Here is a 13,005-nt window from a genome sequence, read left to right as displayed (position 1 = left end):
CATGTTAGTCATTCCGTCACGACGCCCAACCCGGCCCGAACTGCCATTGTTTCGCAAGCGGGTCAGCATCGACATGGGGCACTCTTTTTTTGTGGGTGCCTACACCAAAGTCTTTTTCAAACTCCGGGGCTACACGCTGGAGGATTTGGAGTTTCGGTTGCCCGATGGCCCGCAGGCCGGGGTAGTATCGCTCTGCCGCGACGCCAATTTTGACCCGCAACGCCCCGACGTGATGCTCTGTTTCGGCTACCGGCCCGGCACGTATGTGTTTCAGGTTGTCGACCGGGCCACCAACGTGGTGGTAGCCGAGAAGAAGTTTGAACTGACCACCGACTGGGCCGACGAGAAAACCGGCCCCTCGCTCTCGGTGGTGGGCGTGGTAACGGGGGGTGAGTCGGCCCCGGCCTGGGGGGGTGGCCCGGCTGGCCCCGACCCGCAAAACCTGAACGTATTTCCCCAAACCGGCACCCGGCGCATTGCCATTATTCTGGTCGACACGTCGTCGCAACGCTTCCCGACCGATACGCCTACCCTCGACACCATCCGGCAGCGGTGGATGGACGAGATCATCAATGGCGTCGCTGTAGGTGGGCAAACCCGCAGCAGTCGCCGGTTTTTTCAGGAGGTTTCGTACAACAATTTCGACATCTCGGCCCAGATTTTCGGTCCCTACCAGCTATCGGGCAACTTCGACAGCTACTTTACCGCTGTTACCCGCAACGGCAATACCCTTTGGTCGCCGAATACTAACTACTATCAGGCCTGCATTACGGCCGCCGACAGCGACGTCAATTTCAGCAACTTCGATACCGTACTGTGCGTATCGCAGAACACGGCCACGCAGGATGCCTGGCCCTACGCGAGCATTGGCACCCGCACCTACACCACCGCCGAAGGGAGCCGTAACCTCGGCGTTATTTCGATACCTGTGGGCTGGGGCACCACCTTTGAGACCACCCGCGCTGTACACGAAACGTTTGCGCACGAGCTGGGCCACAACCTCGGCCTGAGCGATCAGTACACGCCCGACGTACCCGGCCGCAACCCCATTCAGTGGGACAATATGCACAGCGAAGACGGGCTGGCACACTTCTCGCTGGCGCACCGCATGATGCTCGGCTGGGTACCTGCGGGCTGGCTCAAAACCTACAACTTTGCCCTGGGCGGGTCGCCCGTTAACGAAACCATCAGCCTCAGCGCCATTCAGGCCGGTACACCCCCGGCCGGGCGCATGGGCGGCGTTGAGGTGCGGGTGGCCGATGGCTGGAACTACTACGTGGAGTACCGAAACCGGCAGGCTACCCACGCCAGCGATCAGGAGTTGCCCACCAACAATGCCGTGCTGGTGACCGACGTTGATTCGTCACCGGACGACGCGCCCATCAGCCGCCCCCGGATTCTGCGCGTGGCCAACGACCCCGACGGCGACGGCAGCGTGCTGACGAATGGGCTCAACTACCGGGCCGTGGATGTATCGGACCCGACCTTCCCGACCGATTTTCGGTTAAGTGTGAGCGGTATCGACGGTACCAAGGCCGACGTGAAGGTGGAGTACGGGGTCAACAGCCGCCCCGACCCCTCTATTCGGCCGTGGCCAGCAAGCCCCACCCGGCAGTGGCAAAGCCCCGACATTGAAGTACGCAACACCCGCAACGCGGCCGACCCAGCCTGGTTCAACGTACCCTGGGCTGGCAACCCCAACACGGTCGTAGCGCGGGTAAAAAACAACGGTAATCTGGCAGCCCCCAACGTGCGCGTGTTGTTTTCGGTCAAAAACTACAATGTGGGCGGAGCACCCGAAACCCCGCTGGGCGAAATGACCCAGACCATTCCGGCCCTCGGTACGGTGGAGTTTACCACCACCTGGAATCCGCCGGGCAACGGCCACTACTGCATCATTGTTCGCATTGATACGTTTGCGTTTGTGGCCCCCGACGGTACCCTCGTCACCGAAATGTCGCCCCACAACAACCTCGCCCAGTCGAACTACGACCGGTTTATCTCGGCCGAGGGCTCTCCTGCCACCCGCCAGATTACGTTTGTAGAAGTAGGCAACCCCTACAGCGAAGCCACCCGCGTGTTTATCCGGCCGGGCCAGTCGAACCCACTGTACCGGACCTACCTCGGAGCTACTTCGCTTCGGCTCGAACCGGGTGAAACCCGTCAGGTAGAGGTTATGTATGAATACGACAACAGCAACGTGTTCCGCACGCCTATGAGCCTGGGCCAGTATGGCTGGATAACGCCCGAAAAACGCGAAAACGAAGGACTAGCCCGACGGGCCTTGAAGCTGTTTGGCGCCAAGCCTAACCGTGTCGATCTGGCGGCCTTTATCGAAGACCCGCGCGACCCCGAATTGCATACAGCTTACCGGTTTAGCGGGGCTGAGGCCGAGATTGTCACCGGCCGCCGAACCAAGTTCGATTATTTCTACAAAGACGGTGCCCAGATTGGCGGCCGGGTGGTGCTCGATAACCGACGTCCAACCGGAGTCAACGGAGGCCGGGTGCTGCTCATTTACCGCAACACCGACGACCCCAAAAACCCACTGACCGTTTACGACGAAGTTCGGCTCGATTGGGACGGTCGGTTTGTGGTGAAGGCGACAAAAAAGGGCCTATCCATTCGACCCGAGAGCCTTCAGGCGTATTACCTGCCCACGCCCGGTTTTGGCGATTGCTACTCCGAGGTGATTCGTTTCGAGCAGTAGCCAGTACAAAAACCTGTAAGGTCTTCGAGATCTTGCAGGTTTACCAACTCCACCCAAACCTGCAAGGTCTCAAAGACCTTACAGGTTTACCAACGCCAAACCCACCCAAATGTAAGTTAATCAGACGGGTAGCAGTTACGCAACCCTGCAAGGTCTTCGAGACGGCACCGGCCGCCCGGCTTGCAGGGTTTTCAATTGGCATGTATTTACTCGAAATCTGGACGTAAATGCTCATTTTTGTGGTAAAACTCCCATCAATAAACAGACGGCAAACACGTACCCGATGAGAAAAACAACTGTACTGATTCTGCTTACATTAGCCTCGTGCAAGGTCGCGCAAAAAGCCACCATCCCGGTCTGGCAACCCTACGACGAAACAGCCGAACTCGCCAAAAACGCGAACCACGAATCTACCCGATTGCGCTACAAGCTGATTCAGTCGCGAAACCTCGACAAAAACACATTCTGGAAAGCCATCGGCCCGCAGCTGAACCGCTTTTCCGAAGCGGATTATGTGGCCCTCAAGCCGCTCATTCTAGAGCAGGGCATCCCGACGTTGCAGGACCACATCCGTACCGGCAAGCTCACCTACGAGAAGCTGACCCAATGGTACCTGTACCGAATTGCCCAGTTTGAAAACAACCGAACTACGGCCCTTAACAACCTCATTGCCATCAACCCCAACGCCGTTGCCGAAGCCCGCGCCCGCGACAAAGCCCGGTCGGGAAGCCCAACGCACCCTATCTTCGGGATGCCCATCATCCTGAAAGACAACATCAACCAGAACGGCATGGTCACCACGGCCGGGGCGCAGGCGTTTTACAACAACACCACCAAAGACGCCTTCATTGTCGAGCAGTTACGCAAAAATGGGGCTGTTTTTCTGGCAAAGGCCAACCTGAGCGAATGGGCCAATTTTATGTGCCTCGACTGCCCCAACGGCTACAGTGCCATGGGCGGCCAAACGCTGAACCCCTACGGCCCCCGGCAGTTCGATACGGGCGGGTCGAGTTCGGGGAGTGGCTCAACCATTGCGGCCAACTACGCGGCTGCGGCCGTGGGCACCGAAACGTCGGGCTCGATTCTGTCGCCTGCCAGTGCCAACTCGCTCGTGGGCCTCAAACCCACCACGGGCCTCCTGAGCCGGGGCGGTATCGTACCTATTTCGAGCACCCTCGACACCCCCGGCCCCATGACCCGCACCGTGACCGATGCGGCCATTCTGCTCTCGGCCATGACCGGCGAAGACCCCGCCGACCCGGCTACCAAAAACAACCCCAAAAACAAAACGTACTGGGAGTCGGTGAAAACGGGCACACTCAACCGCATTCGGTTTGGGGTCTACAAACCCATGCTGCGCGACTCGCTCTACGCGCAGAACGTGGCCAAAATCCGGGCGCAGGGCGGCACCGTGATCGAGATTGAGCTGGAGCAGGTAGCCCCCGAGGGTTTCGGTACCTTGCTCAATGCCGACATGAACGTGGACCTACCCGATTACATCAAAAACTACGGTTCGTCGGCGCTTACATTCCGCTCAGTCGACGATATTCTGGCGTACAACCGGCAGGACTCAACCCGGCGGATGCCATACGGGCAGGGGCGCATTGCCGGGGTACCCAAAACCCAGCTAAGCCCCGACGAGGTGGCCAAACTGCGCACGGGCATCCGCAAAACAGGCGTGGATTATTTCGAGAAACCCATGAAACAGCATGAGCTCGACGTAATTCTGTCGATCAACAACCGGAGTGCGGGCTTAGCCGCAGCGGCCAACTACCCCTGCCTGACCGTACCCATGGGCTACCGGCCCAACGGCGAACCGGTTGGCATTACGTTTATTGCCCGGCCATTTGCCGAGGATAAACTCCTGAACATCGGCTACGCCTTTGAGCAGGCGACCCAAGCCCGCAAAGCACCCGAAGCGTATAAATAGCACCCCATACCCAACAGCGGGGTTGTAGTACCGGGAAACGGGCCGGGCTTACAACCCCGCTGTTGGGTTTACATCCTGACTTGCACCTTGACTTCTATAAACACCTGATTATCAAAAAAAGCAATTTTCAAAACTACGTAATACACCCTATCCGTTGGCGAGTCGGCTTTCAACCGTTTACGAAAAATCGACGACTTAGATTGTGTCTTTCAGGAGAAATCTGGTATTTGGGCTACTTTTTTCCACCCATGTCTGCCCAACAAAATCTGCTCCGCGCCCTGAAGCTTATCCGGTTGCTCAAACAACGCCCCGGTAAAACCCTCCGCCAACTGGCCCAACTCCTCGATTGCGACCCGCGCCATGCCCGCCGGTTTCTGGAAACGCTCGAAGCGGTTGGGTTTTTTGTGGAGAAAGAAGGGAAACGACCTCCCCGCTTTTTTCTGTTTGAAGATGAACGTCGGCAACGGACCGACTTCACCGAAGACGAGGCCGAACTGCTTCAGCAGGCACTCGCAGCCCTGCCCCCTACGAATCCGATCCTGGCTCCGCTCCGGCAAAAAATCTTTAGCCGCTCCACCTTGTTTCCGATGGCCGATACGCTGCTCGACGGCCACAAAAGCGCGATGGTGACGCGCCTGCACGAGGCTATCAGCAACCGGCAGCAAGTGCGGCTGTTGAAAAAGAATTATTTCAAAATATTTGGAATTCTGAAAAGTATTCACCCATCTTTGTGCCGTAAGGTTGGTTTCTCCCTAACCCACATCCGATGCATATAAAATTAAGTGATTTCGACACTTACTTCCTTAGTGCAAATTGGATTGAAATTATGCCCGTGATGGGGGTGGCTTTACAAAAATGACAGAGGCAACGGGTCTGTCGCCAAACTTCACCGTTGCTCTCTGTTGGTTTCACCACAAAACATACGCTTTATGGTAACGTATCGCAAATTTAGCCGTTTTCGGCCGGACTTCAAGCCAGTACATCCAGGCGCACTGACCTCTCACGAGCATACCGGCCCCTCGGACCTCCCTTTCGGTTGCCCCAACTGTATCATCTGCACTTTCCTTGAACATGGCCAATGCCATGTTTGCAACGCTTGCTTCCATTAGTTTTTAGTATCACTTTATCCCTTGTCCACACAAGACAAGTTTATCAACCCATGCAGGACAAAGCGATAGCCGCTATTGGCCGGTTAGCTCTTCAAAAAGAGAGCCAAGCGGAGCCGTACATGCTGTACGTGCAAAATATGTTTCCGGGCATCAACTACGACATGATATTGGCCGTATTCTCAATCTATGAGGAGAATGGTCAATTGACTTGTCGGTTTACAGGTATTGACGTAGAAAAAGCCAGCGAAACAACATACCCAAAATATCTGTATCGGGGTGGTTCGCCTAGAGGTGGCGACATTACGTTTACTACAAAAGCGGGGGATTTGGCGAAAAAGCTTAATACTCTCCTGACAGTTCAAGTTAAAAATGCTGTTGCACTTTGTCGGGTCAATAACAACCAACAGGACCTGAACCTTTTGTTGGCCTTGCAACATCGACTAACGGCTGAGTACGACGAGGTACTTGCCGCCTTGCAGAGTGCTTACGGCCAAATGGATAAAAAGCGACAGCAATCGTCAGGATTTAGCATCTGTTTTGAATCGGATGGCGTTCGCCGTTACCTGGCAGACTTTCCCATTTTTCAACAGCAAGTCCTGCTGAGTGGAACTTCTGGAAAGTCGGAGAAATACGGGGTTACGTCGCAGGGGAAAGATCAGTTTTGCTCGGTTTGCCTCGAGAAAAAACCGTTGCTGCATGGCTTTGCCTCACCATTCAAATATGCAACAGTCGATAAGCCGGGTATGGTGAGCGGCTTTTTTGACCAACGCGGTAACTGGAAAAACTACCCCATTTGCTCCGATTGTTCGCTGGAATTTGAGTACGGGCAAAAGTACGTCGCCCAGAAATTGAAGAAGTACTTTTACGGTAGTAGTTATTTCGCCATTCCGAAAACCGTATTGAGCTCTGACACCAACGGACTGGAAAAAGCTCTCAAGCTGATTACTGGGTTAGAGTTTCAGTTATCGGAAGCTGAGAAAGAAAAGCGGATTGAAGATCGAATCATGCAGGAGATCGGTAAAGCAGATAACTACTTTACGCTGAACTTGCTGTTTTTTGAGGAGAATCCGACCACAAAGGCAATCAAAATCAAGCTGCTTCTGGAAGAGATATTGCCTTCACGTTTCCGAAAGTTGTTTTCAGAGGCTCCGGCGAAGGTGAACCCGAACCCACTCTACAAGGCGGCATACCGCATCAAGAAAGAGCCGCACCACCTCACGTTTTCTTTTGGGCTATTCAAGCAGTTTTACGAAGATGACTTCTACGGCATCGTCAACGATGTTTTCGTAGGCCGTCCCATTAATCGGCAAACGCTTTACAACCGCTTCATGGCGCAAATTCGGGCTAATTATAACAAAGCCCAGACCTCAGAAGGCTACGTTGAACCCGCAGGACTTACTATTCTTAAGGCTCACTTACTGCTCAACTACCTCACTTACCTATCACTCATTACCACAAGTCAAACCATAACCATGCAAATCGACGAACAAACCGACGAAGCACAGGTCGAGGCAAAGTACGGCCGTGCTTTTGATGAGACACTTTTCAGGCAATTTGTTAACAACAATCCAAACTTTCTGGATAGCTCTTACAAGGTGGGCATTTTTGCAGTAGGGGTGCTGGTACGCTTGCTGCTTAACATTCAGCAACGTGAACTGGGCGGAACCCCCTTTGAGAAAAAGCTGAAAGGATACAACCTGAATCCCGAAACGCTGAAAACGGTCTATCTCGAAACGATGGCAAAACTGGCGCAATACCGCGATTATGGTAAACGCTACGAAACACTTAGCCACATCATCAGCGAGCATTTTACCCTGAACAGCCACAAGCTGCCAACCCTCTCAAACAATGAGCTATCCTTTTATTTCGTAGCTGGCTTAGAGATGGCTCACCGATTCCGTATAGAAAAACCTGAAACCAACGAAAACAAATAAGCAACATGGCTACACTGACCAACCGAACCGAAATTCTCTTTTTGTACGAAATTGAAAACGCCAATCCTAACGGTGACCCTCTCAACGAAAATCGCCCCCGTTACGACTCAGAAGAAAACCGCGTACTGGTGTCCGACGTGCGGCTGAAACGTACCATCCGCGACTACTGGTACGAGTACAAGGGCTATAATGGCACCAACGGCAAAGACATTTTTGTGCGCGAAACTACGTATCAGGACGGCGACAAAACCTACATTGTAGATGGGAAACGGCGGGCAAAAGCGTTTCAGGAAAACAAACAAACCGTGCTTGATCAGTGCATCGATGTGCGGACGTTTGGGGGTGTATTGCCACTCGACAAAGATTCAATTACCCTGGTTGGCCCTACCCAGTTTCAGATGGGTAAATCGCTTAACAAGACCGACATCGTAACCGAACAGGGAACCGGAGCCTTTGCCTCAGGCGATAAAAAAGGGCAGGCTACGTTCCGCACTGAGTACAAAGTGCCGTACGCTCTGATTGGCTTCAACGGAATTGTTAATGAAAAAGCGGCAGCCTACTCACAAATGACTGACGACGACAAAGCCTTGTTGCTTGAAGGTATTTGGGAAGGCACCAAAAACCTGATTTCCCGGTCAAAGTTCGGTCAAACGCCCTTACTGTTACTGACGGTGGAGTACAACGAGCCATTCTATATTGGCGGTCTTCGGCAACGGCTGAAGCTGGCTTCTGATAAAAACGAAATGCAACTCCGCAGTACGGACGACTATACACTCGACGTAACCGAGTTACTGGCTGAGTTGGAGCGCAACAAAAACAAGATTAAGGCGGTCACAGTGCGGATTGACCCACGGCTCAAAACCTCGCATCCGCTGACTAATGGACAACTATCATTATGAGCAACCGGCTAATCGTCTTCGAAGTATCGGGCGAGTACGGCCACTTTCGCAAGTTCAACACCACCACCTCGCCCCTGACTTACCCGATTCCCACGCGAACGGCACTAACGGGGCTGTTGGGGGCCGTGCTGGGCATAGAACGCGAAACGGCCCCCGGCCGCTTTCCAGGCAACGTAACACCGGTACAGGAACTCTTTAGCAGCGCCGTTTGTGGGGTTGCCATACAACTGTTGTCTCCTGTAAAAAAGGTGAATATTGGCTTTAATCTGCTCGATACAGGCAACTCATTCTTTGAAATCAAAAAGAGTGGACGCACACAGATCGAATTTGAACTACTCAAAAACCCTGCGTTTCGGGTCTTCGTGCAGCATCAGGATGAGACTGTAATTGACAAACTAAGCGAACGATTAACCAATAACGCGCACCATTTTACGCCTTATCTGGGTTTGAGTCAGTTTACAGCGGTGTTGAGTAATACGGTGGTTTGCTCGGCTACGCTGAAAACAAGTGCAGGTAACACGGTTCCTATTCAATCGGCGGTGAATCTGTCAGCGCTTACGGATAGTTCACCGATAGAGTTCAATCAAACGGCGCACTACTACGTCGAGACTATGCCGATTGAGCTATCAAAAGAGCGCGTTGTTACCCGATATGGAGAAGTGCTTGTAGATGCTGACGGGGGAGCCGTTGCGGTTCGTACTAACACCTGGATTGAAACGTCTGATTTTGGCAATATTCTTTATCTCTGATGCTGTACTCACACCCCGGCGTTCCGCTAATTGTACACTTGCGGCAGGTAGCTGAGTCATGTCGCCAACTGCTGACAAACCGAAACACTGATTTTGGTTTGCCTGAGGGCTTACTGGCAGACCTCGGCTATCTGGCTGGGGTAACCCATGATGTTGCGAAAGGAACGCGTTTTTTTCAAATATACCTGCTTTCCCCTGACCACAAAGTAACAGGGCCAAAGGAACACGCCTTACTGTCGGCCCTATTAGCAAAAGTGGTAGTTGAACAGTATTTAGCCCGGTTTGATCTTAACGAAAGTGATCGTAAACTTCTGCCTTATCTGGTGTTTACGGCCGTTAAACGGCATCATGGCAATCTGAAAGATTTTGCAGATGAGCTGTTTCTAGAAGAAAAAGCCAATATTCTTTCTGAGCAAGTTTCAGCCTTTCAAGACGAAAGTGAAACAGAAGCAATTCTAAACGAACTACTCTCTGTGGTCGACTTTAGTTTTGATTGGGCGTCCTTCAAACTTTATATTGAAGAACAAGCGTATTTGGACGAATACGGGGATTTTTCACTTGATTTTTTCGACCTCGGCGAATACGAAGACCTTCCTGCTGACGCCAAAAATCGCTATTTCTACTGGCATCAGTTGTTCTACGGCACGCTTTTGCTCTCCGACAAATCGGATGTTATTCTGAAAGGTATCGATGTCCCGTCGGCAACTCAACCGGCTTTGGCTGCGCTAGAAACGTACCGGCAACAGAAGGGTTTTGACAAGCCACAAAGCAGTCTGGATAAACTGAAAAATCAGGCTTATCAGGAAACACTTGAGGCCGTTTTCCGAATTTGCAAGCCCGAACAGCACCTGTATTCCATTACGCTGCCTACAGGGTTAGGCAAAACGCTTACGTCGCTGGCGGTTGGTTTGGCATTACAACAGAAGCTGAGACTGGAAGCCGGACGCCTAGTTATAACCATCCCCTTTACGTCAATCATTGACCAGAATTTTGGGGTGTTTCAGGACGTATTTAACAATCCAACTTCTGATATTTTGCTAAAGCATCATCATTTAGCAGAACCGGCCTACAAAGTTGGTGATGATACGCTTGACCAGGATAAAAGTCAGTTTTTGATTGAAACGTGGCAGTCGGGTATCGTTGTCACGACGTTTGTGCAGTTGCTGGAAACGCTATTTTCAAATGATAAAACCAAACTATTGAAACTGCCCAATCTGGCTAACTCAGTTATCATACTTGACGAAGTTCAGCAGGTAAAGTACGAATTGTGGCCCCTGATTCGGCAAACATTTAAGACGCTGGGCGAACGGTACAATTGCTATTTCGTGCTGATGTCGGCCACCCAACCGTTGATTTTCACGCCTGATGAGGAGATTACAGAGTTGGTGCCCAACTACCGCAATTATTTCAAAAGCCCACACTTTAACCGAACTCGGCTAATTAACCGCACCCGTCAGGAGGTCAGTTTTAAAGAGTTCCAGCAAGATGTAATTGACTACTGCCAGGGTAACCCAACTAAAAACGTACTGGTCATTCTGAATACCAAAAAAGCTACGTTGGAGTGCTTCAAGACTGTGGCGACTACTTTGGGCGAAGACAAAACCGACGTTTATTACCTCACTACACTCATTACCCCTTACGAACGCAAACGAATTATCGACCGTATTAAAAAGTACAAAGGGCCCAAACAGCAGGTAATTATTTCTACCCAGCTTATTGAGGCTGGCGTTGACGTGTCGGTAGATACAGTTTTCAGAACGATGGCTCCGCTTGATTCTATTATTCAGGCAGCTGGCCGCGCCAACCGGTACAATGAGAAAGCTGTACCAAGTGAGGTATTTCTATATGCTATTGCCGAAATGAAACGAGCCAGTGGTATGGTGTACGGGGGCGACTTGCTGGTAAAAACGGGTAATGTATTAAAAGCTGTTTCGGAGACGGACGAACATGGTTATCTATCCTTGATTGAAGCCTATTTTGAGGAAGTTCGCAAGCAGGCTAATGTCTTGGTATCACAAGAATTGACGGCATTACAGGCGTTGGAATTTGAGAAAGTGGGCAAGTTTCAGTTTGTCGAAGACCAGGATACGGAGTCTGTTTATGTACAGCTGAATGAGGAAGCTGAACAACTTTGGGAGCAGTACGTAGCGATCAGTAATCGACAGGACTTGAAACCCTACGAGCGTAAGCGCGAATTTGCATTGATCAAAGCTAGGTTCTATGAATATGTAGTAAACGTACCGCTTCCTTATTTACCAAATGGAGTTGGTAAGGCATCACAGATTGTGTTTGACAGCGAAAAGGAGCACTTTTTCTATGTTTCGCGTCGAAGTAATCCGTCAGCCTGCTATCAATACAACCACGACAATTTTCGCCAAAATACAGGCTATGCTTCTGTAAGCCAGCCACAAACCCACCACCACTAACCATGCCCTCCACCATCCTTCTCCCCCTCACCACCATTACCTTTCCTGAAATTGCCCTGCGGACGCGGGACGCGCATAAGCTGCGGGGCTATTTCGGCGAGTTATTTCGGGAGCATTCGCCCCTGCTGCATAACCATCTGGAAGCCGAAGAGGGAACGGCCGATGTAAAGTTCCGCTACGCCTACCCGCTTGTGCAGTACAAGGTACTCAACCGCGTGCCGACGCTCGTGGGTGCGGGCGAAGGAGCCGGGCTGCTGGCACAACTGTTTCTCAAAATACGCGAAATCGACATTGACCGTGGCTCAGGACAGGGAGAACGCTTCCCCGTCCTGAGCAAGCACATTCGACACGAACAGGCCACACTCGGTATATCGGACGACCTGCTCGACTACCGGTTCGAGACACGCTGGATGGCCCTCAATCAGGCCAACTACCGCGATTACCAACGCTACTCGGAAGCCGAACGGGAAGCCCAACTCAAACGCATTCTGACGAGTCAGCTGCTGGCTACGTTCCGGGAGTTTGGGGTGTGGCTGGAACCCACGGAGCGGGTGATGGTCCGGCTGCGAACGGAGGAACACACTACCCAATTCAAAAACCAGACTATGGTGGTGTTTTCGGGGGGCTTCACTACCAACGTGGTGCTGCCCGATGGGCTGGGGCTGGGCAAGGCCGTGTCGCGGGGGTTTGGGACAATTTTAAAGAGCGAAAGAGTGAAAGAGTGAAAGACCGGCTCACGTCGCTCCGGCACTCCAGCTTTGCTCTTTCACTCTTTCGCCTTTCACTCTTTAACCCATGCAACTCCACATCACTACCTACGGAACCTACCTGCACATTTCCTAAGTCACTGACCTACATCCACGATAAGAAGGATTGAAACGCTCTGTTTCGTGCGAGTTCTCGATGAGCAATGAAGGTCACTGACCTACATCCACGATAAGAAGGATTGAAACATTAGTTTAGTACGGCACCGGCCAACGCCTGCCGTCCCGTCACTGACCTACATCCACGATAAGAAGGATTGAAACCTGTCGGCCACGCAACTCCCCGGTTTGAGGGTGTATGTCACTGACCTACATCCACGATAAGAAGGATTGAAACAAAATCACCGGTCTAAGCTGGCTCAGGAACGGGCCGAGTCACTGACCTACATCCACGATAAGAAGGATTGAAACAATAGAAAAAACCGCGCTCGTGACGCGGTTCGGGGGGTCACTGACCTACATCCACGATAAGAAGGATTGAAAC

Annotated in this window: 8 protein-coding genes and 1 CRISPR repeat array (1 of these 9 cut by a window edge); all 8 genes read left to right on the top strand. The window is 52.1% G+C overall.

What is annotated here, in order from left to right; all coding sequences use genetic code 11:
• The first annotated feature begins 1 nt into the window (after position 1).
• The 8 genes from F5984_RS18545 (at position 2) to F5984_RS18510 (ending at position 12,482) form a co-directional block, all read left to right on the top strand.
• The gene (locus tag F5984_RS18545; protein ID WP_185155562.1) at positions 2–2,710 is read left to right on the top strand and encodes a CARDB domain-containing protein; all 2,709 of its coding nucleotides are present in this window, start codon (positions 2–4) and stop codon (positions 2,708–2,710) included.
• A gap of 283 nt (positions 2,711–2,993) precedes the next feature.
• Positions 2,994–4,640 (top strand): amidase family protein, encoded by a 1,647-nt coding sequence (locus F5984_RS18540; protein ID WP_152125721.1) that lies wholly within the window; start codon positions 2,994–2,996, stop codon positions 4,638–4,640.
• A gap of 248 nt (positions 4,641–4,888) precedes the next feature.
• Entirely contained in the window at positions 4,889–5,416 is a 528-nt protein-coding gene (locus F5984_RS18535; RefSeq protein WP_246169149.1) for a helix-turn-helix transcriptional regulator, read from the top strand.
• A 311-nt stretch (positions 5,417–5,727) separates the two neighbouring features.
• Positions 5,728–7,683, top strand: a complete 1,956-nt coding sequence (locus F5984_RS18530) for a TIGR02556 family CRISPR-associated protein (RefSeq protein ID WP_185155561.1) — start codon at positions 5,728–5,730, stop codon at positions 7,681–7,683.
• Between the two features lie 5 nt (positions 7,684–7,688).
• The gene (cas7b, locus tag F5984_RS18525) at positions 7,689–8,582 is read left to right on the top strand and encodes a type I-B CRISPR-associated protein Cas7/Csh2 (RefSeq protein ID WP_152125719.1); all 894 of its coding nucleotides are present in this window, start codon (positions 7,689–7,691) and stop codon (positions 8,580–8,582) included.
• Positions 8,579–9,331, top strand: a complete 753-nt coding sequence (gene cas5b / locus F5984_RS18520; protein ID WP_152125718.1) for a type I-B CRISPR-associated protein Cas5b — start codon at positions 8,579–8,581, stop codon at positions 9,329–9,331. The genes cas7b and cas5b overlap by 4 nt, the downstream gene beginning before the upstream one ends.
• Entirely contained in the window at positions 9,331–11,757 is a 2,427-nt protein-coding gene (cas3, locus tag F5984_RS18515) for a CRISPR-associated helicase Cas3' (RefSeq protein ID WP_152125717.1), read from the top strand. Before cas5b ends, cas3 begins: the two co-directional genes overlap by 1 nt.
• A gap of 2 nt (positions 11,758–11,759) precedes the next feature.
• Positions 11,760–12,482, top strand: coding sequence for a CRISPR-associated endonuclease Cas6 (locus tag F5984_RS18510; protein ID WP_152125716.1), 723 nt, complete (start codon positions 11,760–11,762; stop codon positions 12,480–12,482).
• 118 nt (positions 12,483–12,600) lie between these two features.
• A CRISPR array of direct repeats spans positions 12,601–13,005; the repeat unit is 37 nt; unit sequence GTCACTGACCTACATCCACGATAAGAAGGATTGAAAC; it runs 4,556 nt beyond the window's last position.

Source organism: Rudanella paleaurantiibacter, from assembly GCF_009184635.1.
Lineage (GTDB): Bacteria > Bacteroidota > Bacteroidia > Cytophagales > Spirosomataceae > Rudanella > Rudanella paleaurantiibacter.
Note: the sequence above shows the minus strand (reverse complement) of the source record. Positions and strands in the feature narration are given on the sequence as shown.

Bases quoted from the DNA above. Each gene is read 5' to 3' on its own strand.
- F5984_RS18545 (WP_185155562.1), top strand. From the start codon at position 2: ATGTTAGTCATTCCGTCACGACGCCCAACCCGGCCCGAACTGCCATTG.
- F5984_RS18540 (WP_152125721.1), top strand. From the start codon at position 2,994: ATGAGAAAAACAACTGTACTGATTCTGCTTACATTAGCCTCGTGCAAG.
- F5984_RS18535 (WP_246169149.1), top strand. From the start codon at position 4,889: ATGTCTGCCCAACAAAATCTGCTCCGCGCCCTGAAGCTTATCCGGTTG.
- cas7b (WP_152125719.1), top strand. From the start codon at position 7,689: ATGGCTACACTGACCAACCGAACCGAAATTCTCTTTTTGTACGAAATT.
- cas5b (WP_152125718.1), top strand. From the start codon at position 8,579: ATGAGCAACCGGCTAATCGTCTTCGAAGTATCGGGCGAGTACGGCCAC.
- cas3 (WP_152125717.1), top strand. From the start codon at position 9,331: ATGCTGTACTCACACCCCGGCGTTCCGCTAATTGTACACTTGCGGCAG.
- F5984_RS18510 (WP_152125716.1), top strand. From the start codon at position 11,760: ATGCCCTCCACCATCCTTCTCCCCCTCACCACCATTACCTTTCCTGAA.